This is a genomic window from Bradyrhizobium sp. SRL28 (genome assembly GCF_018596315.1).
Taxonomy (GTDB): Bacteria; Pseudomonadota; Alphaproteobacteria; order Rhizobiales; family Xanthobacteraceae; genus Bradyrhizobium.
This window is the reverse complement of sequence record NZ_JAHEAG010000061.1, coordinates 1-24725: the sequence shown is the minus strand read 5'-3', so window position 1 is coordinate 24725 and position 24725 is coordinate 1. Positions and strand designations below refer to the sequence as shown.

The 24725-nt window shown below is 57.2% G+C and carries 19 protein-coding genes and 2 pseudogenes; 10 read left to right on the top strand and 11 right to left on the bottom strand.

Features of this window, described 5'->3' with window-relative positions; genetic code table 11:
* Window positions 1-105: 105 nt before the first annotated feature.
* Window positions 106-1291: pseudogene (locus KIP88_RS41680) on the bottom strand (IS3 family transposase).
* A 318-nt stretch (window positions 1292-1609) separates the two neighbouring features.
* Here KIP88_RS41680 and KIP88_RS41675 point away from each other — a divergent pair.
* On the top strand, window positions 1610-1891 hold the full coding sequence (locus KIP88_RS41675) for a hypothetical protein (RefSeq protein WP_214493908.1): 282 nt from the start codon (window positions 1610-1612) through the stop codon (window positions 1889-1891).
* Between the two features lie 280 nt (window positions 1892-2171).
* Window positions 2172-2544 (top strand): annotated as a pseudogene (locus KIP88_RS47265) (transposase); the annotation flags it as partial.
* A 102-nt stretch (window positions 2545-2646) separates the two neighbouring features.
* On the opposite strand, the gene KIP88_RS41660 reads toward KIP88_RS47265, so the two are convergent.
* From KIP88_RS41660 to KIP88_RS41615, 10 genes are all read right to left on the bottom strand, one after another.
* Window positions 2647-3759, bottom strand: a complete 1113-nt coding sequence (locus KIP88_RS41660; RefSeq protein ID WP_374226586.1) for a nodulation protein NodZ — start codon at window positions 3757-3759, stop codon at window positions 2647-2649.
* Window positions 3760-4033: 274 nt separating this feature from the next.
* Window positions 4034-6079 (bottom strand): carbamoyltransferase, encoded by a 2046-nt coding sequence (locus tag KIP88_RS41655; RefSeq protein WP_214493905.1) that lies wholly within the window; start codon window positions 6077-6079, stop codon window positions 4034-4036.
* A gap of 93 nt (window positions 6080-6172) precedes the next feature.
* Window positions 6173-6961 carry an ABC transporter permease gene (locus tag KIP88_RS41650; RefSeq protein ID WP_057853266.1) on the bottom strand — a complete coding sequence of 263 codons (789 nt, stop codon included), beginning with the start codon at window positions 6959-6961 and terminating at the stop codon, window positions 6173-6175.
* A gap of 3 nt (window positions 6962-6964) precedes the next feature.
* A complete protein-coding gene (gene nodI / locus KIP88_RS41645; RefSeq protein ID WP_214493904.1) occupies window positions 6965-7879 on the bottom strand; it encodes a nodulation factor ABC transporter ATP-binding protein NodI in 915 nt (304 codons plus the stop codon).
* Between the two features lie 9 nt (window positions 7880-7888).
* On the bottom strand, window positions 7889-9598 hold the full coding sequence (gene nodU / locus KIP88_RS41640) for a nodulation protein NodU (protein WP_214493903.1): 1710 nt from the start codon (window positions 9596-9598) through the stop codon (window positions 7889-7891).
* 9 nt (window positions 9599-9607) lie between these two features.
* Entirely contained in the window at window positions 9608-10231 is a 624-nt protein-coding gene (gene nodS / locus KIP88_RS41635) for a nodulation methyltransferase NodS (RefSeq protein ID WP_214493902.1), read from the bottom strand.
* A 28-nt stretch (window positions 10232-10259) separates the two neighbouring features.
* On the bottom strand, window positions 10260-11615 hold the full coding sequence (nodC, locus tag KIP88_RS41630) for a chitooligosaccharide synthase NodC (protein ID WP_214493901.1): 1356 nt from the start codon (window positions 11613-11615) through the stop codon (window positions 10260-10262).
* Between the two features lie 16 nt (window positions 11616-11631).
* Complete coding sequence (gene nodB, locus KIP88_RS41625) at window positions 11632-12291, bottom strand: chitooligosaccharide deacetylase NodB (RefSeq protein WP_214493900.1); 660 nt, start codon at window positions 12289-12291, stop codon at window positions 11632-11634.
* On the bottom strand, window positions 12288-12920 hold the full coding sequence (locus KIP88_RS41620; protein WP_283848577.1) for a NodA family N-acyltransferase: 633 nt from the start codon (window positions 12918-12920) through the stop codon (window positions 12288-12290). Before KIP88_RS41620 ends, nodB begins: the two co-directional genes overlap by 4 nt.
* Window positions 12917-13324: a hypothetical protein gene (locus KIP88_RS41615; RefSeq protein WP_249791421.1), complete on the bottom strand. Its 408-nt coding sequence runs from the start codon at window positions 13322-13324 to the stop codon at window positions 12917-12919. The genes KIP88_RS41620 and KIP88_RS41615 overlap by 4 nt, the downstream gene beginning before the upstream one ends.
* 401 nt (window positions 13325-13725) lie before the next feature.
* On the opposite strand from KIP88_RS41615, the gene KIP88_RS41610 reads away from it, so the two are divergent.
* From KIP88_RS41610 to KIP88_RS41575, 8 genes are all read left to right on the top strand, one after another.
* Complete coding sequence (locus tag KIP88_RS41610; protein ID WP_108521586.1) at window positions 13726-14670, top strand: LysR family transcriptional regulator; 945 nt, start codon at window positions 13726-13728, stop codon at window positions 14668-14670.
* Between the two features lie 799 nt (window positions 14671-15469).
* Complete coding sequence (locus KIP88_RS41605) at window positions 15470-16423, top strand: LysR family transcriptional regulator (RefSeq protein ID WP_214493899.1); 954 nt, start codon at window positions 15470-15472, stop codon at window positions 16421-16423.
* A gap of 1222 nt (window positions 16424-17645) precedes the next feature.
* Window positions 17646-17858 carry a hypothetical protein gene (locus tag KIP88_RS41600; RefSeq protein WP_244608561.1) on the top strand — a complete coding sequence of 71 codons (213 nt, stop codon included), beginning with the start codon at window positions 17646-17648 and terminating at the stop codon, window positions 17856-17858.
* A 146-nt stretch (window positions 17859-18004) separates the two neighbouring features.
* Window positions 18005-18712 (top strand): MerR family transcriptional regulator, encoded by a 708-nt coding sequence (locus KIP88_RS41595; protein WP_214493898.1) that lies wholly within the window; start codon window positions 18005-18007, stop codon window positions 18710-18712.
* 1253 nt (window positions 18713-19965) lie between these two features.
* Entirely contained in the window at window positions 19966-21072 is a 1107-nt protein-coding gene (locus KIP88_RS41590) for a branched-chain amino acid ABC transporter substrate-binding protein (protein ID WP_308163765.1), read from the top strand.
* Between the two features lie 502 nt (window positions 21073-21574).
* Window positions 21575-22693: a histidinol-phosphate transaminase gene (hisC, locus tag KIP88_RS41585; RefSeq protein ID WP_214493897.1), complete on the top strand. Its 1119-nt coding sequence runs from the start codon at window positions 21575-21577 to the stop codon at window positions 22691-22693.
* Between the two features lie 297 nt (window positions 22694-22990).
* On the top strand, window positions 22991-24025 hold the full coding sequence (locus KIP88_RS41580) for an LLM class flavin-dependent oxidoreductase (protein WP_308163764.1): 1035 nt from the start codon (window positions 22991-22993) through the stop codon (window positions 24023-24025).
* 194 nt (window positions 24026-24219) lie between these two features.
* Window positions 24220-24645, top strand: a complete 426-nt coding sequence (locus tag KIP88_RS41575) for a hypothetical protein (protein ID WP_214493895.1) — start codon at window positions 24220-24222, stop codon at window positions 24643-24645.
* The last annotated feature ends 80 nt before the right edge of the window (window positions 24646-24725 follow it).

The following is a 24725-nucleotide window of genomic DNA, read 5'->3' as shown; positions in this document are numbered from 1 at the left end:
TCGATCAGCCGCGATGATCGCTCCGATCGATGGCCGTAGATCTGGCGCTGGAGCTTGGCGATCCTAAGCTTCTGCTGGGCGATCAGCTGACCTTGCCCCCAAGTTTTATCCAATCCTGAGTTCGCTCTGGCTATTGGATTTGCCCGGTCGGGCGGTAGTAGCGACGGGAGCTGGTCGCGGAGCCTTCGGCATAGCGCAGCGCCAGATCCCGGCGCGGATGGCAGGTGAAGGCGAACTCGGACGGGGTCTTCCATCCGAGCCGCGAGTGCGGTCGTGTGTTGTTGTAATCGGCTCGCCAACATCCGAGTGCGACGCGGGCTTGGACCAGTGACGTGAACAGGGTCTCGTTCAACAACTCATCCCGCAACCGACCGTTGAAGCTCTCGATGAAGGCGTTCTGCATGGGTTTGCCCGGCGCGAATGCCATGCGACGCGGCTCTGGTCGGCCCATGCGAGAATGGCTTGCTGGTGAGTTCGCTGCCGTTGTCACTGACCACCATCCTGGGCTTGCCGCGCTCGATCATCAGCCGGTCCAGTTCCCGCGCCACGCGGATGCCAGAGAGCGAGGTATCGGCCACCAGCGCCAGACACTCGCGGGTACAATCATCCACGACGGCCAGGATGCGGAAGCGGCCGCCGTCGGTGAGTTGGTCCGACACAAAGTCGAGCGACCAGCGGGCGTTCGGCGTCATCGGGACCAGCATCGGCGCCCTGGTCCCGATTGCCCGCTTGCGACTGCCGCGGCGGCGTACCGTCAGCTTCTCTTCCCGATAGAGTCGGAAGAGCTTCTTGTGGTTGATCAGATACCCCTCCCGCCTGAGCAGAACATGCAGCCGCCGATAGCCGAAGCGGCGGCGTTCCTGGGCAATCGTCCTCATGCGCTGGCGAAGATCGGCTTCGTCGGCCCCGATTGTCCGATATCTCATGGTCATACGGCAGTAGCCGATGGCTTTACACGCCCGCCGTTCGCTCATCCCGAATGCCTCTCGCAGATGGACGACAGCCTTCCACTTCTCCGCGGGCGTCACCACTTCTTTCCCAACAGGTCCTTCAGCGCCGTGTTGTCCAGCATGGCGTCGGCCAGGAGCCGCTTTAGCTTGGTGTTCTCGTCCTCCAACGCCCTCAGCCGCTTGGCCTCCGAGACGTCCATCCCGCCGAACCTGGCCTTCCATTTGTAGATGCTGGCGTCGCTGACGCGGTGATTCCGGCACAGATCGGCCACAGAAACCCCGGCCTCGTGCTCCTTCAAGATCGCGATGATCTGCTCTTCCGTAAAACGATTGCGCTTCACGCTCTCGTCCTCGTCTTGGGCCAGAGCGAACTTCAAACTGGATTAAGCCCGTGGGCAAGGTCAGGGCATCCCGCTGGTGCCAGAAAGCTGGCCGCCCGCCAGCCTATCTGATCTCTCCGATCTCGTGCTCAGCCTGCCTCCCGACATCGCATCTTCTCTCGCTGATCTCGTTCTGGGCCTACCTGCGCTCGCCGCGCACCGCGGTCGGCGGCAGACGCAGGTGGTGCGGTACGAAGATTTGGTGGCGCGCGCCGACGAGGAAATCCGGCGCGTGATCGCTGGCCTCGGCTACGATCCAATGGGCAATGCATCGGCGATATGGAGCAGCCGGAATATCTTCGGTCCAGTCGCTTCGGGGATCGAAAAATCCTCGAGAGAAAGGCAGTTGATGACCGCTCAGTCTACACTTGGCAAACTGAACTGCGCATTCAAGAGATGCAAGCAATAACGGATGCAATCGGCGCCGAGCTTTTGATTGACCTCGGTTATGAGCAGGAACTTCGGCACGTTCAGCAAGCCGGGATCGTGGATAGAGGTCGGGCCGTAACCGAACAATATCGTCAGGTATTTCAAACCTGGTGGGATTTGCGCCGCGCGTAGCGAGGAGCTCGTGCGGCATCTGGCGGAAACGGGTGCGCCAAACAGTATTGTCTGGCAAGCTGAGGAGAACTCCTCCTCGGCTTTCGACCCCTCCATGGTTCGGAACGGCAACATCTAGCCGAGCCCAACATGGAGGAGAATTTGCGCCTGGCGAATTCGATAGCGGCTCAGTTGGAACAGGCGCTCACGCTGTCGGAGACCGATCGAGCTGCTGGATTGAATGCCATTCGTGATAGCGATGCGGCCATCGAGACGTTGCGGGCGGCAAACGTACGGCTTTATCCGCTGGGAAGATCAGCGGGCGGAAGGCATATTCAGCTACGAGCGGTTTGGAGCAGCGCGTTCCCCTTGCGGGCGATCCGCGAACTGATTGAGGCAGCGCTGAAGGACGTGTCGCGAGACTTCCGGAGCCTTTACGCCGGGAAGCCGTTGGTCGATCCCGCCTGAGCGGCTCTTTGCGGGCTCTGCTGCTGGAAGCGTTCTACACGGTGCGATCTGAGCGGCAGTTGATCGAGCAGCTCGACCACAATCTTTTGTTCCGCTAATTTGTCGGACTGTCGATCGATGGTTCGGTATGGGATGCCACCGTGTTCTACAAGAACCATGATCGGCTGCTCGATGGCGATAGTGCGACGACGTTCCTTGTCGCAGTTTCTGAACCTTAACAAAAAACGACATCCGACAGGACGAACGGCGATGCTGCGCAAATGCGAAGCGCGCGCCGATATGATCGACGAGGGTGCGGATTGCAAGTTTCATAAAGCCAGGAGATGTTCGGAGGATTCATCAATCAAGATCAAACGACTCGGATCGTTCAAATCGAACTCAATAACGCGTGGCGCGAAGAGGCGGGCATAGCGGGTGAAGGCGCTAGTCGGCGGAAAGCGAATCACGGTATCGCATCGCCCGAGGAGATACATCTCGATGAGGGCGGAGATCCCGCCGTCGACTCCCAGTGCTGCACCATGTAATGGCCCGGCCTGATCCGCCTGGAAGCGTTTTGGGATCGTAAAAAGATCAGGAAACACACCCGACAGCTTGTCAAGCACCTGCGCGCTGTCCGTACACAACAATACCCTCACAGGTCCTGGATGTGGTAACGCTTTGGCCGTATCAATGGCAGTGCATACCTGCCGCAAGGCGAGCTCCGCATCGGCCCAGTAGGGCGTGTGCCCCATTATATCTTCGCCGTTGCCGTGCCGAACATGAACCCCGATTATATTGCGCCCTTCAAAGTGCTCTTGATATAGGGCGTCAATCCGAGCTTGAATTTCGGGCCTTGGTTTGATGCTCCGGAATATTTGTCGTTCGGCATCCTGATCGCAACGCCACATCAAACAAGCATCACACACCACGGTGTTGGCTTCACTATCTTGTTCGGCTTGGAAAAGCTCACTCAGCTCATCACGTTCTCGGAAAATCTGTTCATCTGGGCGGTAAACGCAGTCGATGGATGGCTTATTCCACCATGACGGGAAGAAAGGACCCGGGAATGAGAGCTGGTTGATTTCGTCATTGCAGATGACCCGTACGCCCGCGATGTCTTGAATTGGCTCGAAGAACACCGGAAACGCGTTCGTGAAGGGTTGATTGAGATAACAGGAGCCACGCCAATCAATGGCTAGAGTCCGCCCCGTCCGCTGCGCATAGCTCCAGGCTGACGCCAGGGACCACAGGCAATCACCGAAACCAGTACGTCGTCGAGAAACAACGAACCGGTCGTTCATCGAGCCGCCAACCAACATTTGTGTTTCCTCGTTAAGGGAATACCGCCTGGATAAGGACGTTACGGAAACTCTACGTATGGCCTCGCCCGATGCTGTCGTCAGCGATCGTGATGTTAGCCAACTTGGCTGGTAGAACTTCATATGCCGCTACCATGGAGGAGCCGCGCGAAAATGTTGCCGTCGACATGCTTGATTTCAGTCGTATCCGCCTTGTTGCATCAGCTCCTCGAAGCCCTTTCTGGCATGTACCATGTCGAATAGAATTTCTGCTGCTGGGGCGCTTGCCGTCCTGAGCTGCCGCTATGGCGCAGCGCCCAAGACTACAAGCATGAGCCCAGCTACCGGGTATGCCGCCCTCAGGGGCCCAGCTGCCCCCGCATTTGGAGACATGCACACGGCCATATTCGTGGTGCTGTTATGCTTTCTCCGGCATTTGATCGCAGTCTTGATGCGCGCGAGCAGCATGTGAAGGATGCAGCCGAAGGCGACGGAGCTCCCATAATCCCCGCAGTTCCTTCACGAGAGCTTCACGCCTAGCCCGATCGAAAGTAATTGTATCCAGGAGATCCCCGAGCACGGCTTCGCCCTCGATCTGCATCAGTAGATCGAACGCATCCTGTGAAATACGCACACTGTCACCGCTGGAGTGCGCCGTACGGATTTCGCACACCGTCTCCTGGCGATCTCGCGCTGTGTAAGCGCGAACCCGATAGAGGCGTGCATAAGGCGGCAATGAAACCGCGAGCGCAGTCCAATCCTCCAACGTTGCCGCCCTCTTCTTGACGAGGAACGGCCCGACCACAAGTCCATCCAGCTCTGTCGTCAGAAATGTGGTAATCGCGTCTGCAACCGAATCCACGATCGGCTCGGCATTGTTGTTAAAGGACGTATTGAGTAGAACTGGGATGCCAGTCCGCTTCTTGAACGAATTAATAACCTCCCAGTAGGCGGGATTTGTCTTGCGCGATACTGTTTGCAGTCGCGCAGTGCCGTCGACGTGCGTTATGGCGCCGAGCGCGCTTCGCTTGGAGTCGCGCACGCGAACTACAAAGTTCATGAAGGGAAATTCGCGCGTACCGTCGGGGAGGTCGAAAAATTCGCTCGCATCCTCGTCCAGCACTGATGGCGCGAACGGTCGATAGCCTTCGCGCTTTTTGACCATCGCGTTGATCCGGTCCTTGTTTGCGGCAGGCCGAGGATCGGCAAGAATGCTGCGATTGCCAAGCGCACGTGGCCCGAACTCCGAACGACCCTGCACCCAGCCGATCACGGCGCCGTTAGCCATCCATTCGGCTGCGCTACCTGCCACGTCGTTACTGCGTTCGACGTCAAGGTGTCCACCCCATGCATCCAGTTCCTGCTGCACGGCGCTCTCGCTCCCGAGATCAGGACCCCAATAGACCTCCTGCAGCCGCTCACGTGGCGCGGGCCGGCCCAGCTCGTTAGACATCATTAGTGCAGCGCCTAATGCGCAGCCAGCGTCATGCGCCGCGGGTTGCACGAAGATGTGTTCGAAAAGCCCCGAATACAGCAGCTTACCGCTCATGGTGCAGTTGTGGGCTACCCCTCCAGCCAGGCACAACCGCTTCATACCGGTAGCCTCGCGATGATGCCGGAGAATGTGAAACACGATCCGCTCCAAGGCTTCCTGCAACGAAGCACTCACATCTCGATGCTGCTGCGTGAATGGCATTCCCTTTCGTCGGACCTGGATGCTCCGGCGCAGCGTCGGACCGATTCGGTCGAGGTAGACGCGGTAGCCACCGTTGTCTAAAAGCTCGTAGAACTGCTCGAAGAGCTCGCGATGGGGAGCCGGATCCCCGTAGGGAGCAAGCCCCATGACTTTGTATTCATCGAATAAGCCGTAGCCGAGATACCGGATCGTCTCGAGATAAAATAGCCCTAGGGAATTATTCTCCGGGAAGGTCGCGAGTTGGGTAACCTCGGTTCCAGACCCCACAGCTAAGAGGCCGGAGAGAAAATCACCACCGCCATCGATCGCGAGGATTAGACTTTGCTCGAAGCCAGACATCGCAAAGGCGCTTACGGCGTGCGCCTGATGGTGACTTACGAAAGAGACACGCGACGGATCGACCTCGGTACCAAACTCCTGCGCTAGTAAGCCACGCATCAACAGTTTGGCATCCAAAGGAATGGAGAGGTCCGGCTGAGACCCGAACAGGCCTTCGAGCATAGCATTGCAATAGGCCTCGGTCGCGTAGAACGCGATACGATCGATATCGCTGAGCTGGATCCCTGCGGCTGCAAGGCAGTATTGTATCGAACGGCTTGGGAATTTGTTGGAGTGCTTAATCCGATTGAGGCGCTCCTCTTCAACGGCCGCTATCACGCGTCCGTCCCGGACGAGCACCGCAGCGCCATCGTGCAGAAATGTGTTCGAAAGCTCACGTGTATCTTCATAGACTTTGTCTAGTCCACCGCTCACTCCTAGACAGAACATCTCATTCTCCATTTATCGTAACACGAAGCCCAATTGACTGCCGAATTCGCGGTACTGCATCGTGTCTCGCCATCGGTTCTGCGGAATGTCGGGTTAACGCATCAGACGCCGGCGAAACAGCGCGATCGAGAGGAAGAACGGCAGCACCGCGTACATGCACAGTGCACCGATATGCAGGCCGATGCCGCCGGCCGGGAGCCCAAGCATCACTGGGCGGATGAGGTCGACCGAATGTGCCAGCGGCAATAAGCCCGCCACGCGCTGAAATGCGCTGGGCATCTGGCTCACCGGAAAGACTGCGCCGCACAGGAACACCATGGGTGTGACGACGAGCGTCTGGTAAAACACGAAATAATCGTAGCTGGGCGCAAGGGATACGACGACCATCGCTAGGCTCGCGAAGACGAAGCCAGTGATTGCGATTGCTGGTATCGAATAGAGGATGGATGCCCACGCAGCGTAGCCCAGGGTCGCGGCAACCACTGCAATTGCCGTTCCGGCCAGAACGGCTTTGGTGGCTGCCCAAGCCAATTCACCGAGAACGATGTCGCCGAGCGTGAGCTGTGTGCACAGGATTGCTTCCCAAGTGCGCTGAGCACGCATGCGGGCGAACGCCGCATACATTGTTTCGAAGGTGGCGGCGGTCATGGCGCTAGTCGCGACCATCCCACCAGCCAGAAACGCGATGTATGAAGTGCCATCAATGAGTCCCACAATTATTCCAAGGCCAAAGCCGAGGCCAAACAGATTAGTCATGGGATCGGCGAGATTCCCGAGAACCGATGCAAGCGCGACTTTCCTCCACGCCAGAAAGTTGCGACGCCATACAGCGACCCAGTTGTACGCGTTGGCGGGCATGACGGCAGCGTAACCTTCACGCATCGTTCATCTCTCCATTTCCCGCCCGGTAAGCCGCAAAAAGACATCCTCGAGATTCGCAGGACGCTGCAGAAGGCGTAGACCTGCGCGCCCGCGCAGCTGCACGAGTACCTGCTCTGGATCTGGCGCATAGCAAAAAAGCGTCTCGCCGCTCACTTCGATATGCCGCGCATACGGCCTGATCAGAGAAGATAGCTCGTGCGGATTGCCGCCATAGATCTCGATCACTTGGCAACCGATCTGCTCATCGATCAACGCGCGAGGCTCGCCTTCTGCGATCTTGCGTCCTGCCTCAAGCACGCAGAGCCGATCGCACAACCGCTCGGCCTCTTCCATGAAGTGGGTGGTCAAGAGAATCGTCTTGCCGCGCGCCAGCAGCAATCGCAGGCGTTCCCAGATTAGGTGGCGCGCGTGCGGATCTAGACCGGTGGTCGGCTCGTCCATCACCAGCAGATGTGGGTCGTTGATCAGCGCACGCGCCAGCGTCAGCCGCCTCTTCATGCCGCCGGATAGTTCGGCGACGCGAGCATCCGCCTTGCTCTCCAGGCGAGCGAACTCGAGCAGTTCTGGCACAACTGCTTCGACCTCGCGTGCGCTCATGTTGAAGTAGCGCCCAAATACCAGCAGGTTCTCGCGGACGGTGAATTCCAGTTCGAGATTGTCGAACTGCGGCACCACGCCGATGCGCGCGCGTGCCAGGCGGGCACGCGCCGGTACGGGCTCGCCGAGCACGGTCATCTTGCCGGTGTCCGGCGCTACCATGCCGAGGATCATACGCGCAATCGTGCTTTTTCCCGCCCCGTTTGGTCCGAGGAGGCCAAAGCACTCTCCCGACGCGACAGCAAAGGACAGCCCATCGACGACGATTTTGTCGCCATACGACTTCCTTACGCAGGTAAGGTCGATTGCTACGGTGGACATATGTTCATCTTAGACTGAAAGAAGGCGTTCGGCCGGCGATCGCTCACTTACGACCGTTTTGGTCCACAGCAGGCCATCGCACCATATGTGTTCAACGCGTCCCCACTGGCAGGCTGCTGCGGCATCCGGAAAAAACCCACGTCCATGGTGGTTGGCACTCGTATTGCAAAGCAGCGGAATGCCCGTGAGTTCTTCATATTCGACGAGGAGCTCCGCGATTTTGTGCGGAGAGGTTCTGGGAACGGTCTGCAATCGCGCAGATCCGTCGAGATGTATAATAGCGGGGACTTTGTTCCACCATTCTGCCCGTGTCTGGTGATCGAAAAGCATGTAAGGATCCGGCGTCCCGGGGCTGAAAATTTCCGGCGCACGATCCTCCAGGCAAATCGGCGCGACTGGCCGAAAGAGTTCGCGGAGCTTAATGTCGTTGAGATGATCCTTCATTGCCGGCGAGGTCGCGGCTGCCAGAATGCTTCTGCCACCCAATGCTCGTGGTCCAAGCTCCGCGCGACCGGCGAGAAAAATTACGGGCTTGTTGCTCGCGAGGATGGTCGCAAGTTCACGCATAGTGCATGGCACAGCGTTCCATTCGGAGGACACATCGCTGCGTATCAGGGCCGGGCCACTGTAGACCGACCATTGCAGCGGCACGAAGCCCTTGTCCGCCGCCATGGCGGAGCAAGCGGCACCGATTGCCGAGCCGCTGTCATTCGGAAAGGGCGGCACCCAGACATCATCGAACAGGCCGGTCGCACGTAGTGCACTGTTCCATTTGATATTGAGACCGCAGCCACCGGCTATGCACAAATTGCGTGGTCCCGGAGAACACGAATGCCGCTCCAAAGCAATGGCCATTTGGCGGATAAGGAGACGCTCGAGGAAACAATGAAACGATGCAAGTACATCTTCGGGCAGCTTGTCCTTCAATCGGAGCGCGCTCGCGTCGAAGAAGTCGTGCATAGCCTCAAGTGAGGCCTCCTCGCTATTGACCTCCGCACGGTGACGACGAGCATGCTCCATGTCGGCCGCAAAGCGCTCCTCGTAGAGGTCCTGAAACACCGCCACGATGTCTTCATTAACAGACCCGAGCGCGATATAGGCCATCAGCTTGCCGGCAACACCTAGATCCCAGCTGGTACGGCTCGCCTGCCTATAAGGTCCGAAGTGATGGCCCGCGACAGCATAAGCATGGCCTATGACCGGAAACAGGCATTCGATGAAGCGCGCGCCGCGGGGTTCTACGTAGTAGAGACGTGGAAAGATGCAGCCGTCCCATACCAGGCAGAAGGCGGGTTGTCCGGCTTTGGCAAAAGGGCTCGTGCAGTATGCGGAGGCCACATGGCCTGTGACGTGCGGATAGCTTTTATAAGGAAAGACCCGGCCGTCGAGCATCAGGTTAAAGCCGTCGCGCGAAGTGAGAAGGCCGTGGGCATTCCGTTCAACATACGGCGCCCCCTTGAGAGTGATAGGCGCCACCCCGCTGAGGACTTGGAACTGTGACTCGACCTCCCCGTCCCAGCCGTCGATGACGAACTGATCAATATCCTGCGGATCCAGACCATGCTCCGCCAAAGCGAGAACAACTGCGTCAAGATTGTCGATGGTTTGATACCGCGGATTGTTGCTCCGTTTCTCCTGCTCGACGCAAAAGACCAGCCGTCCGTCCTCCACAAGAGCAATCGCCCCGTCATGCGTCAGCTTGATGCCGCAGATGCGCATAGTGTCTCCTCAGCAATTGGATTTGATCGAACCTCGAACCGGATTCCGAAAGTAGACGAGCAAGCAGTCTTCGTTAGCCGATTCACCCTGGCACTGTACGCACTCGACCTCGATCAACATTTCATTGAGCATGGTGATGACCGCCTCGGCACCAGCAGGGTGCCCCCAACGCCTGCAGGCAGCATCACGCGCCGATCCAAAGAGCAGATGCCCACCTGGCGCAAGCATCTGCACCAGATTGCGGATGGCCGCGCGGATCTCAGTTATGTCGTCGAGGTAATAGAGAACTTCCGCCACGACGATCAGATCGAACAGCTCTGGGGTCGAGAACTGTTGAATGTCGGAAGCTATCCACTTGATGTGCGACCACCTCTTCGTCCGTTGGCACGCCCGACCGATCGCTCGCGGCATAACATCGACCACTGTGAGCCGTTGGCAGTGGGGTGCCAGCTTTTCTGTGAATGCGCCGGCTGCGCATCCGACTTCGAGAGCATGTGTAATAACCCCTTGGGAAAGCGACAGCCGGAGCATTTGCGTGTGACGCTCCCGCTCGAACGGATTACCGTCGAGCCGCCACGGATCGTCGCTGGCCAATTCTAGGTCTAACGATTGATGTTTCTTTTTCTCGCTCACGACTTGTGCACCTACCTAACGTTCAAAGTCACTCGCCGCTGCAAATACTGTTCGACGTTACGAACCTCGAAGAACGGCGGGAAAGATCCTTCCTGCGATTTGACCCAGCAATGGCCGAACCTCCTTCAGCGTTTGGTCCGGCGAGCGGGTTTGGGATGACGAACTGTCTTCCACCCTCATTTGGTAACTTTGCAGATTTGCGTGAGAGCCAATCGCTGTTGCTCAACGTACACAATGCATAGGCTTTCACGGGGAGTAGGAGAAAGATGTTGATGAGTGTGTGCAGAGAAAAGCCGAGAAATCGAAGTTCGCGAGCACGAAACGCTGCGACGCTGCAGCGAACCACGGTCATTGATGCGATAATCAGTCCTGTCCACCACGGTACTGTGGCTGTGAGTGCGAGCTGCGCGAGCGCCGCTATCGATGACAGGGCGAGAAGTAGCGGGCCGAGATTCTGTCCGACTACATCTAGCGTGAGATAGCGATCAAGTTCGGGCAACAGGCGCAGCGCAAGGAAGGTGTCACGGAAAGTGCTCCGCGCCCAACGCAGTTGTTGGCGCAAATATGGCCCCAGCCTATCCGGAACCACTGTTGCCGCGACGGCGTCGGGAACGTACTCCGTTTGAAAGCCTGCTTTCAACATGAGGATCGTGAGGTGGCGATCCTCACCGAAGTCGCTTGGCTTTCCCCGAAAAAACTGCGTCTCGTATTGATCTAGCAGCAAAAGGAGCGCGGAACGGCGGTACATGGCACATGGGCCGCAGCAGCACATAACGGCGCCGAAGCGGGCCTGTGCCGCGCGCTCTTCGTTGCAAGCCAACCAGTACTCCATGTCGATCAGCCGGGTTAACCAGGTGTCGTTTCGGTTGCTCGCCGTCAACTGACCCATGGCCGCCCCGATCGCTGGATCCTGCATCTTTCGTGCAAGTTTCGTGACTACATCGGCGGCGAGTATCGTGTCCGAATCGACGTTGAGCACCAAATCTCCAGACGACCCGCGTATCGCGGCGATCTGCGCCTTCCGTTTTCCGACATTCTTGCCCAGCAGAATAGAGCTGAACCTCGGGTCGTCAGCGTAGGCGTCGTGAACGGGTGCTACAGCGTCGAGATTTCCGGAACCGTCGTCAACCACATAGACCTGCAGTTTCCCGGCGTAGTCTTGGCTTGCAATGGATCTCAGACACGCCGAGAGCGTGCGCGGGTCCTCGTTGAAGCAGGGCACGATGACATCCACGCTCGGCAAAGCGCCGGAGACGGCCACGTCGTCCGAGGCCGATGATACGTTTGTCGGCAGAGCATAAAGCACCTGCGCGCTTCGATAGAAAGTCGAGAGCAGCGCATACAACGAGATAGCGACTGTGCTGGTCGTGGCAAGAAGATTCATTGGTGTGTCTATTTCTTCAGTGAGGTTGAGGAAGCGAGCGGATCGAGAACCCGCGGCCATGCAATGCTGGAATCAGGCGCGAAAGCGCCAAGACGGTCTGGTCCCGCACACGAGCATGAGTGGCCCGTCCCAACTCCTCGGGAGGACATCCATCGTGCAAGAGCACGATTGCACCCGGCCTGACGGAGGCCAGCACAGCGTCGACAATCGCGTTAACACCGGGACGAGACCAGTCTCGCGGATCTACCGACCAGTGCAGGGCGGCCAGTCCGGCCCTCGCCGACGTAGTGAGCACCTCTTCGCTCCACATACCATAAGGTGCCCGCATATGCCGCAGCGCGGCCTGGGGGCAGGCCATTCTGATGACCCTGCTCGCCGTTAGTATTTCATACTGCACTTCCGTGAGTTCGCATCTGGACAGGTCCGGATGCGTCATCGTGTGGTTTGCGACCTCGTGCCCTTCTGCGATCATTCGTCGGATTAGTTTCGGCTGGTCCGCCGCGTACGCGCCGATGACGAAGAACGTTGCGGGCACTCGGTGTTCCGCGAGCACATCCAGGACATCCGGCGTGCAGAGTGGATCGGGACCGTCGTCAAACGTCAGATAGACGCCGCGACTTTCCGTGCGGTCAGCGTACTCGCTGCGCGCTTCGCATAAGCGGTCGAGGTATGTCACAGCTCTGGCCCGTTCCGATCAATCACCGTACCAGTCGGCCACTCGCTGATCGGCCGTCCAATCGGCAGAACCAGAACAAGCACGTCCTCGACGCGCGTGGGCGATAACTTCAGATACACATCCGGAAGGGTGGACCGCACGCTAACCCCAGAGATAATGGTCGCCAGTCCGCGGCGGGCCAGCAACCTTGTAAGGTGTTCCTTCAGCGCATGCCGAACCGTACCGAAACCGAATGGAACGCCAAGCTTCTGCAGTACTGGATACATCACGCGCATTGATTGGGTGATTCCGAGTCCTTCAAGATCCGGACGTACCCCGTACAATCCTAGCTCGGCCACTAGTAGATCGACGTCTCCGACCTTGATGAAGCGGCGTAGCGCGCCGATATGAGCCGCTACGCCGCGCGCGTCGTAGCCGATTACACGGAACTCAGGTCTCGCGCCGGCCCAACTTCGATGGCCTTCGAATGGTTTGGCATTGAATGCCCCGGTGGGACCATAGGTCTTTCGGAAGAAGTCGGAGAGTTCGATATGGTCGGCGAGCCGCAGTTCATTTTCCCAGACCACCCTCCACCGCACCGGAGAGCGCATGGAGATACCTGCCGTAGAGCTTGATACGACAATATTCATGATTGCCTCCCATGCACCGTCTGGCGTTTGACGATGGACTTGGTGCACGCGAGCAGTTCGCTATCGATGAATGGCTCCACCGGGGAATGGGAAACGCTGGTCTGGCATAGCTCGAGCCCGGCCACTCCGGGCCACTGAACATCCGCTATCAAGCAGGACGTGCTGAGAGGACGGCTGGATTTCAATAACTCATCTGCGCACTGGAAAGGGTCGGCATTGTCGCCTGTCAAACAGAGTACGCCTGTCAGCGCTTCACGGACCGATGCATCGTTATCCACGACGGAGATTACGTCGAGCGCATGTGCCATTCGCACCAGATCTAACTCCTGCATTTTCCGCACGATTTGACTGCTATGGACACGGGATACATTTGGCCGGGTCGCAAAGGCATTTGGCGCCTGCAATCGGCAGCTCCTGATTGGTTGCGACGTTAGAGCGAAGTGGAGGGCTGGATCAATTCTACAGAGGTAAACGCCCAATATAGAAATGCTTCGAGAAGCTATACGAACGTTTACCGGTAGTGAGCGCCGACGCGACCTGCGGCACGCCTGTCGCGTCAAGACACTGCGATGCAGTTTGTACAACCCGTTGACAAATCTGGCTCCAATGGGCATGCGCTTCGATCGGCGCTCGGGGTGCAGCTGAGACTTTTTTCGCGGAGCCAGGGCAAAGACTGGTAAGCATTCCTGATATGCCTGAATTTTTTGTTTGTCCCGACCGACGGCTTTGCTATCCGCCATTCGGCATACTTGGTAAAATCGATTGTTTTTATTGAACTCATCCAAAGGATGGATAACTCCACGCTATGCGCTTCAAAGGCCTTGATCTAAATCTTCTCGTCGCGCTCGATGCTCTGATGACCGAGCGTAATCTCACCGCGGCGGCACGCAGCATCAACCTGAGCCAGCCGGCCATGAGTGCGGCCGTCGCCCGGCTACGCGCCTATTTCCGCGATGAACTATTTACGATGAGGGGCCGGGAGCTTGTCCCAACACCACGAGCGGAACGGCTCGCCGCGCCGATCCGCGAGACTCTGGTGCACATTCAGCTCTCCATTATTTCCCACGACACGTTCAACCCAGCCAAATCGGATCGCCGCTTCAGGATTCTCCTTTCCGATTTCATGACAGTCATTTTTTTTCGAAAGATCGTCGACCGTGTCGCGCGGGAAGCTCCCGCCATCCGGTTCGAATTTCTGCCATTTGTCGATGAGCCCGAAGAGCTTCTGCGGCGCGGCGAGGTCGACTTTCTTGTCATGCCGGAATTGTTCATGTCGAGCGCGCATCCTAAAGCGACACTGTTCGAGGAGACACTCGTGTGCGTAGGCTGCCGCACGAACAAGCAGCTGTCACGGCAGCTCTCGTTCGACAAATACATATCAATGGGACATGTTGCAGCGAAGTTCGGGCAGGCGCTGAGGCCCAATATTGAGGAATGGTTCTTGCTTGAGCACGGTCTTAAGAGGCGCATCGAGGTCGTTGTGCAGGGCTTTACCATGATCCCGCCGATGCTATCGGAGACTGAGCGTATAGCGACGATGCCCTCAAGGTTGGCCCAGCATTTTGCAAAGACAATGCCGCTGCTGATCGTCGAAACTCCACTTCCACTTCCCGCATTCACCGAGGCCATCCAATGGCCCGCCCTCCACAATACTGATCCGGCAAGCATTTGGATGCGGCGGATAATATTGCAGGAGGCATCCCGCATGGCTTCTCCGCGCGAGACCCCCAGAAATCGCAGGCGCTGCTAGGTTTTTACTCAAGGCGTCTTAACACCTGCTCTCGACATCAATCCAGATGCTTCAGGATGTGGTCGCTCGGGCCGATGTCGTTGTGCCGCAATGTCTCAGAGGCCCGCACTGCAAGAGGCACGTACGCCATATTCTACATGCAGAAGAACCCCTGCAACTCGATGTCAGCCGCAGCACGCCCGAATGGCGCACTTGATTTGCCGCTTGATCAAGTAGCGATTTGATCTTGCTTCTCGCGCCCGCCACCTGGCAGGCCCGCCGCAAGTTTCTTGGAACTAGGCAGAGAGCGCAGCGGAATGGCTTTCCGCGATTGCGGCGGGTTGCATTTGGCACCGGTGTCGGCGACGCGGCTCAGATAATGCGAGAGATGCATTTTGTCGGATGAAATGAGTTCAGCTACACAAATGAAATTGCTTGAATCGCACACCGCGTCAGGTTGTAGGCTTACAAACGACGACCAACGCTAAGCCACGCGGGGGCGTCGATAGCGCATCTGCGGCGCTATTGGCGTAATGGTGCGCAACTGCGCCCTACTCTCAACGGTTCATAGTGATCGATGTGGTGCTGCGAGCGATTGCTGAGCGCACCAAAGGCCCTACTTCAAGACGCGGGCGACTTCCACGCCCGCTCGCATGCTCCGTTGCGCAACCAACATGCTGCGACCGAGTACGAGAGCCTTCTGTGCGATCGCGCGGTATCCCAAAACGAGCCTAGCTCGGGCGGGGGCGACTGGGACCTTCATAGAAGTAACCGTTGTTGCTCAATGTTTACAACGCAAAGGCTTTCAACGGGAGAAGATATGCCTTTTAAGGGCCTTGATCTAAATCTTCTTGTTGCGCTCGATGCTCTGATGACCGAGCGTAACCTCACCGCGGCGGCACGCAGCATCAAGCTGAGCCAGCCAGCCATGAGCGCCGCCGTCGCACGGCTACGCGCCTATTTCCGCGACGAACTATTTACGATGAGAGGCCGGGAACTTGTCCCAACACCGCGTGCCGAAGGGCTCGCCGCCCCTATTCGCAAGGCTCTGCTGCACATCCAGCTCTCCATTATATCCCAGGATGTGTTCAACCCTGCCAAATCGGATCGCCGCTTCCGGATCCTCCTGTCCGATTTCATGACAATCGTATTTTTTCGAAAGGTCGTGGACCGTGTCGCACGGGAAGCTCCCGCCGTCAGTTTCGAATTGCTGCCACTCGCCGATGCGACCGATGAGCTTCTCCGGCGCGGTGAAGTCGATTTTCTTATCTTGCCGGAATTGTTCATGTCGAGTGCACACCCTAAGGCGACATTGTTCGAGGAGAGCCTCGTGTGCGTCGGATGCCGCACGAACAAGCAGCTACCAGCGCAGCTTACATTCGAGAGATACATGTCCATGGGACACGTTGCGGTCAAGTTCGGGCTTACGCGAAAGCCCTCCATTGAGGAATGGTTCTTACTCAAGCACGGTCTCAAGAGACGCATCGAGGTTGTCGTGCAGAGCTTTAACATGATCCCGCCGGTACTATTGGACACTGGCCGCATAGGTATGATGCCCTCAAGGCTGGTTAAGCATTTCGAAAACACGATGCCCCTGCAGATCGTCGAACTTACGCGGTCACTTCCCGCGTTTACCGAGGCCGTCCAATGGCCCGCTTTTCACAATAGTGATCCGGCAAGCATCTGGATGCGGCAGATATTGTTGGAAGAGGCGTCCCGCATGAGTCCTCCGCCTGAGACCACGAAAGATCCAGGCGCCCCTAAATTCACTTAAAGCGTCTTCTCACCTCCTCTTCGCATCAATCCGGTTACCGCCAATCCTTCGTGAGAACCGACCCTCATTCATTGTAAGCGCGGATTCGCAAAAGCGTCCTACGTCCGTTATATCTGCACCCATATTTCAGCTGTCTCTCGCGAGTCTAATATTAGGCTCCTCTCGGCTTGACGCCATTCTCGCTCGAGCTCGTTAGCGACAATTTGCGGCGTTGAAGATTAGTGGCCCGTTGCAAATGGCTATCGAACCTGCCACACCAGCAACGGTCTCAAGCCAGCGGTTGGGCTCGCTCGAGAGGATAGCGATCCAGTCGAGAGCAGAGGCGGAGCGCGACATGCAACGACTTACGCGATCAACGACATTTCCTACACATCGTCGGCGGCAGTTCTGGCTGAAGTCAGCTCCGATATCTTCTTCTCCCTCGACCTTCGTCTCTTCGGAGCTCATGACTTTCAAAGGGCGCCTGGCCCCTCGGACCGACCCCTATCCACCTCAAGCAGCGCATCATCTGCAAATCGAAGTGGTTGCAGGACTGATCTGCGAAGGCAAGCCACGCGCTCCTGGCACCCAAATTGCGCAACGAACTCGCAAGCGCGCTGATAACAGCAAAACTCGACATTTGCCTGGAGGGCGGGACTAGCGAATCGGCCCAGATGCGCTCAGCGCACTGGCATCGACTAATTTGGAAGGCATTGCCCGTCTACGTGTCTGTCATTTTGTATACCAGGCGCGGGCGAGCGAGCATGTCGGACAGACCAATCACTTACCGCTTCGCGCCAAGTCTCATCTACCGTGGTCCGATCCGTTGTGAACGGGATCAAAGAGCGGCCACCACTTTGCGATAGATATTGAGGCAGCGGGACCCAAGCTGAGAAAATGCTGGACTATCGTTGTTGGATCAGCATTGGCTGCCGATCGTTGCTCGTATCGGCTCGGCGCTTTCTTGCAGCCATGGCTCAGAATAGCGGCGCACCGAATGTGAGAATCCTCTTCTTCGCCCCGCCAGTTCGGCTGCACATAGGCACTGCGGTGCTCGCAGTTCCGAGAAAAGTTAGTCGATATCACCTGCGCGGCCTTGAGACGAAGCAAAGCGCGACTGTGTTGCGCAACAGCATCACTTCAACGTATACCGCACCTTCGTCGCTGTACGCCGGCGGTCTGTCTTCTTTTGGCCAAACGTCTTAGCCACGTGCGGCCGCCTTAGCGTTAATCACGGAGCCGAATGTTGCAGCAATACAGTGGTGTCTACGATCCGGAAGACCTCTCGGTCTTGGGAAGGCTTTTTGATGAAGCAGTCGCGGCGTTACCGGCTTCGATGCGAACTCCTGAAAATCGAACGGCAATCGCCACGCTTGTTCTGGAACGTGCAGCAGCCGGTGAGGCCCACTTGGCGTCCCTGATGAACTTGATGGGCGCCATTGCTTCTGCCGCTTGATCAGGCGACTCTGTGAGGACAGCAACCTTTGCTGGCGCCAGAAGAGCCGCCTAGCTGGCGCCCGAAACGAAGCCATTTTCAGGTAGACCGTTGAAATAGCTTGAATCTCACGCGACGTCAGGTTGTAGGCTTGAAATTAGAAAACCATGACAAAACCTACACCACGAAGGCGTCGATGGCGCATTGGCGAGCTTGCAGAGGCGACCGGGGTAACGGTACGCACTCTGCATCATTATGAGCACACCGGCTTATTAAGTGCGTCGGAGCGCACCGACGGCGGTCACCGCATGTACGACCACGAAGGCCTCAAACGGGTACATCAAATCCGAGCGCTACGTGAGCTTGACTTCTCGCTTCACGAGATCCGTAGAGCGATAGAGGGCAGAACCTCGCTTACTGACCTATTGCGCAATAATTTGGGGAGAATTGAACTTCAAGTCGCGCGTGCAACCCTGTTGCGAAATCGTTTGCGCAACATGACGACGGATAGTGAATTGCACGTCAGTGTAGATGAGCTACCTGCCACTCTGGATGCAATGTCGCGGGTTGAGGAAGAACGCCCTCAGCCGCCCCCATGCACATGCGTCATGGACTCAGATCGAGAGGAGCGGTGGCGGAAGATCCGCGACGAGCTGCGCGATTGTGTGGATCGGGGCGAGCATCCCTGCAGCGAACGGGCAAATGCTGTGGCGCTTAAAGCGCGCTTGCTGATCACAGAAATCGCAGGAGCTGATTCGACCGCTTCAATGATACTGAAAGTTCTTGCGCGATTGAGCGTGCCACGCAGTATGGCTGGCTGGGACCCCTGCCTAATGCAATATCTCGACCTCGCACTTGCCGCCTTGAACGGCTGAACTGCGCTGAACCTGCCGCGCATAATGCGTGCACCCCTGCTGTGTTCTCCATCTAGATGAGAATGATATGAGTTTTTTAGCGCCAGGAACGCGCCGGTTGTGGTTTGCGTCAGATGGTTGAGGACTCGTGGCGCTCTTCTCTAAGTTTTGCAGCGTCGCTCCTTCATCGAGACATGACTTTGGACACATTTATGAGACGAGCCCCCCGAAGGGCTTGAATCGTACGTGGCGTCAGATTGTACGATCTACTGTAGGTGGCCACGGTCCCTGGCAATACGACCTAGGGACAACTCCGCCTAGCCGGGAGGATCGCATGGCCTGCAGTACGTTCAGAGTTTCTGGGCGAGAGCTTCGGCATTCGGGACGCAGTGGATGATCATGGTGGCCTTGCAAGTGCTTGATCAGAGCGAGCCGTGCCGGTCGGGGTGATCGCGGGTGTGCTGGATGCTGACGCAGCGTTCGTTACGACGTAGTCGAGCTTCTCGCAAGGAGAGGCTTTGTCCGACAAACGAACAAGACGGATTTATCTATCTCTCACTCACGGATAAGGATCGCAAACTTCGCGGATCTCGCTTCGCTGCAAACCCAATTCGAATCGACATCATGTCGTTGGCACGTCGGTTGCTGCTCCAAAGGTTAAGTTAAGGATTACGAATGTCTCAAGCTGTTAGGCTCACGCCCCACGAGACGGTCAGAAGGCTCGAGCACTTCCGCAAGGAGCGGATTGTCAAGGTGCTCTATACGCCGGATGGGGTGCCGCCGCCGGCATACTTGCAGCTAAAACAGGACGACCAACTAGAGATCAGGGCGGGATGTATTCACGTCGCCGTTGCCGGACAGGAACGGGAGCTCGGTCCGAGTTCGGTATGTGACGTCTCAGGCGCCGGTCCTCACAAAGTATGGAATACAGGCGACGAACCCGCAGACTCCATATACGTAACGCCGCCGCCGGGATGGACATGCGAACCGTTTGCTGTGTTCGATCGATTGCAGCGTCAGGAGCGCGTCGGACGTGATGGAATGCCGAGATTGCCAGCGTTCGGCGTGTATCTCACTGCTTATCGCCACATCTTTCCTATAGCGGGACCGAAATGGTTGTTTCGCTCTGCCACGGCAGTCCGGAGGCATCGGCCAGCCGCGGCTTACGCGCTGCCTTCATCCAAAGCTGGCGTTATCTCATAACCAAGCGATGCCCTCGCATGGGCAGGAACGGCAAGCTGTTAGCAAACTCAAGCGAACATCCGGAGCTCTAAGTGCCAATTTCTCGAATTACTACAGCTGCAAGTGCAGCACTCCTCTCTTGTGCTTTGGCTTCGACCGCGCCAGCTGCCGACGTTAATATCGCCGTGGTCGGCCCGATGACCGGAAGCACTGCTGCGCTTGGCGTACAGATGCGCGACGGTGCTACTGCGGCTGTCGAGGCGTTAAATGCTTCGGGCCTACTTCCCGGTATCAAGGTCATATTGAGCGTCGCCGATGACGCGTGCGATCCCAAGCAGGCCGTCGCAGTTGCCAATCGGCTGACGATGGATCAAGTCAAGTTGGTCGTTGGCCACTTTTGTTCGTCTTCCTCTATCCCCGCTTCCGACGTTTACGCCGAAGCGGCACTTATTCAGATTTCACCTGGCTCAACGAATCCTCAGCTAACAGAGCGTGGTCTCAAGACGGTGTTTCGGATCTGCGGCCGCGACGACCAACAAGGACTCGTGGCGGCCGAATACATCTTGCGACATTATCCGAACAAGAAGATTGCCGTCCTTGACGACAAGAGTACCGCCGGCAAGGGCATTGCCGACGTCGTTGAGTCACGCCTTCAGGAAGCGGGCGAAAAGGTCATTCGGCAAAGCTATGTGGCCGGCGAAAAGGACTACACGGCCCTGGTCTCAAGAATGAAAAGAGACGGAATCCAGATCGCCTATATCGGCGGCTATTACAACGAGATCGGCTTGATTGTGCGTCAAGCTGCAGAAGCAGGCGCAGGCCTCACTATCATGGCGAACGATCCGTTGATGACCAACGACTTTTCGGCGATCGCGGGCGAAGCAGCAAACGGCACACTGTTCACCTTCATGCCCGACTCCACCAAGAATGCTCAAGCGGCGGACGCCGTAGCTAGGCTCAAGTCTTCCAACATGTCAGCGGGAGGCTACACGCTCTACGCCTATGCCGCCGTCCAGGCATGGGCGGACGCGGTAAAGCGGGCCGGTACCTTCGACGGTCCGCGAGTAGCAGCTGCCCTTCGTTCGCAGCCAACCCAAACAGTAATCGGGCCGGTCCGGTTCGATACCAAAGGAGACAATGCAGCTCCCGGCTTCGTCGTCTACCGGTGGCATAACAACATTGTCGAGACCGTCGAGTAGAACTCATCGTTGTGACCGCACACGAGCCTAGATATTCAGCGAAGTAATGGAAATGATGAAACGTAATTCCGGACATGACGTGCTACTCGGGTCGGTTCTCGCGCTCGCGGTACTCGCGTCGTTTCTCGCGCTCGCAGTACTGCTCGTGGAGCTATCCTATGACGCCGATGCGCCAACGGAAGAGTTTATGCCCAACGGTACAGCTCGGCCGATGTCGCTGCGTTACTTTTGCTTAGCTCTTTGCCGAACTTCCACTGTGCGATCTGAGACCGATCCGGACCAATATTTGGTACCTGGACCAACGCAGCGTGATATTGCCGCCAACTCAGAAATGACGGCAATGCCAATCCGTGACCGAGGCGGCTGATTGCTGCACTTTGGATGCCGGCCGTGCTCGCTGTCCCAACAAACACTCGAACTCTGTCCTCAGGCCGTCTACCGGACTGACTGACCGGCATGCTGACAACTGCAAGCGCCCTCCGTGGTTCAACGGGAGAAACCTATGTCCGATGCCAAATTGCAAAATGTGCTCTCTTCTCTTTCGCAGGCAGCGAAACAGTTAGATGCTCTGCCGTCCGGCCGGCCTGCGCCGGCCGCTAATTACGTCAAACTAAACACGAATGAGAACCCATTTCCGTTGCCAACAATCGTATGGCAAAGTGCAATTGCGGCGCTTGAGCGGCAGTATCTGTATCCAGAAGATGACAACATTAGCCTGAGGGAAGCAGCCGCTAATACCTACGGCGTCGCGATCGATCATGTGATTGCCGGCAATGGATCATCTGAGCTTCTCGGGCTCATCTACAGAGCATTTCTTGCCCCGGGCGACAGCGTCGCAATGCTGTCGCCAGGTTTTTCATTCAATCGCAAACTTGCTATGTTGCAGGGTGCTCAACTGCTTGAAATCAGATGTAACGAACCTCAGTCGTTGCCGATAGAGCAATTGCTCTTTGGGCCAGCAAAAGATGCCAAGTTCATTCTGTTGGCTAATCCGAACAATCCGACCGGAACGTTCATCCCTATCGCCGATATCGAACGCCTCCTGGCACAATCGGACCGCCTCGTCGTGTTGGACGAAGCGTATGTCGATTTTGCGCCTGATAATGGCCTGCGGCTCCTCAGCCGTTATCCGAATCTTCTGCTCTTAAGAACACTTTCGAAAAGCTATGCCGCCGCTGGCGTTCGCGTCGGCTTCGGGTTCGGCCACCCGCAGCTTATTGGAAGGCTTCGTAACATCCAGAACGTCTTCAACATGAATGTAATCGGGCACGCGGTCGGCATCAGCATTCTTGCGCATCGCGCCGTCTATGAAGAGAACCATAGGCACATCAGGCATGAAAGACAGCGGGTTGCGACCTCACTGTCGCAACTTGGATTTTCTCTAACGCCCTCCCACGCAAACTTCTTGCTAGCGCGTGTGCCTGCGGGACACGACGGTGGATGGTGGCAGGCCGCTTTGGAAAGGCAAAGAATACTTGTTGCCTTCCTTCCCGATAACGGTCTTGAAAATTGCATCCGCGTCAGCATCGGGACAAAAACGCAAATGGATGCGTTTCTGGGAGCCGTCAGTGACATTTCTGACAGCTTAAAGCTAGGACGATCGCCAGTTGAGCCGCGCTAAAGTCTGCTTTTGCGTTACCCAGGCGAACGTATCACGACGGAGCTAAGAGCGGTTGCTGCCAATGGCGAAGATCTGTTGTGACTGAGCCGCGAACAGTGGCAACGGATCTATCCTCCTTGGCAACGGATGCTTAGGCGTCGAAGAGGGACGGACAATCATCTCGTGATCAGCGGTGAAGACGAAGCAGAGGAGAACAAAATGTGTGGCCACGATAGGAGACGTCGGCGTCTTTGACCCGCTCAGATGCCGAAAACAAGCGAACTTCCTGCCTTCACACCTACAATTGGAGACAATCCAGTGAAAGACGTCTTTTCTTCCAAACTAACGTTCGGCATCTTCGATCACTTAGACGAGGACGGCCGCGACATCGCCCGACAATACGCAGATCGCCTCGTCCTAGCAGAGGCGTACGACCGACTCGGCTTCTTTGCATATCACGTGGCAGAACACCACTGTACGCCGCATGGGAGAGGTCCATCGCCAAATTTGTTCTTGTCGAGCGTCGCACAGCGCACACGGCAACTTCGTATCGGGCCATTGGTGATGCTGCTTAACCTCTATCATCCCCTGCGTGCGTTTGAAGAGATCTGCATGCTCGATCACTTGAGCGGTGGCCGGCTAGAGGTGGGTATCGGACGCGGCTCTCTTCCGCTTGAATTGGGCTACTACGGCATCAGCGCTGACGCGGCGCCAAGCCGTTATGAAGAAGCAAGCGAAATCCTTATCAGCGCTATGAAAGGCGGCATGCTATCCTATCAGGGCCAACATTTTGAGCTAAACAGCGTTCCGTTGACGGTAAAAACTTATCAGCGTCCAAGGCCGCCGACATGGATTGCCACAAATCGACCCGAGTCCGCAGCTTGGGCAGCTGCCAATGGCGCAAATCTCGCGTGCGTAGGCCCCTCCTCTGCTGTACGCAAAGTTACTGATGCCTTCCGCGCTCATCGAGAGCCCAACGGCGAGGCTCACGATCAAATGCCATTTCTTGGATTGCTTCGCATGGTCGTGATTGCGCGCTCGGAGATAGATGCCTATTCGCTCGCGGCATCTGCTTACGCACAATGGCTCGAGAGCTTTAAGTTCCTTTACGAGCTCAATGCCATCCCTACACCACCACACCTTCCGCTGACCTTCGATGCGGCAATCGAGAGCGAATTGTGCGTCGTCGGAACGCCAGCTTCTGTGCGACAAGTTCTCCTAAATCAGCTGGAAGAGGCAGGTGCGAATTACCTTCTTTGTCAGCTCGCATTTGGCAATCTCCCATTAGATGCTTCCCTGTGCACCGCAACCGCAATCCAATCCGAAATCATGGCTGGACTTGGCCGACAATGATTTGCCCGTCCGGCTTTAGACATCAAACGTTGCGGCAGCGCTCCTAGACCCTTCCCGCATAGTCGGCGGGCAGCATGCGCTCACGATCAGCAGCTCCTGTTTGCTCACCACGACGTCCATGGGTCGACGAGGTGCGCTGTTGCCGCGATCCGGCAGCTCACGCTTTTCTAACCACACCTACGGAGGACTGACTAATGACGAAAGACCGATTCGCCATCGGCTTTGCCCTTGCATTGATTCTGATGGCGAGCTTTCCTGGAGCCGCCGGCGCGGAGGAGCCTGCGTACGCGGGGCTGAACGGGGGCGCGCCGATCAACACCGGCGACGTGTTGTCAGGCGAGCTCTATGCGTTTCGCATACGCGATGCCAAGCACGGCAAAAAGGTCGCCTACCATATCATCTCCGCGCCGCGCCGGCTGCCCGAGCCGCACGCGCTGTGCAAGCTAGAGACCGGACCGGTAATGTTTCAGCTCCTCACAACTGGCGAAGCGCACGCCAGTCAGCTGAAGCCACTAGTCGGCAAGAGGATATCGGTGAAGGTCGATGAAATCGCCTGTGCCGACGCTGAGCAGATGAGCGAGGCGGTGATCAAGAAGTGGAGTCTGGTGAAACAGCGTTGATTTGTTAGAGCCTCCGCTGACGATGTTCCAGCATATCGCGCAGCAAGTTGCGGAATTCGCCCGACTGCCGTGGAAGGCAA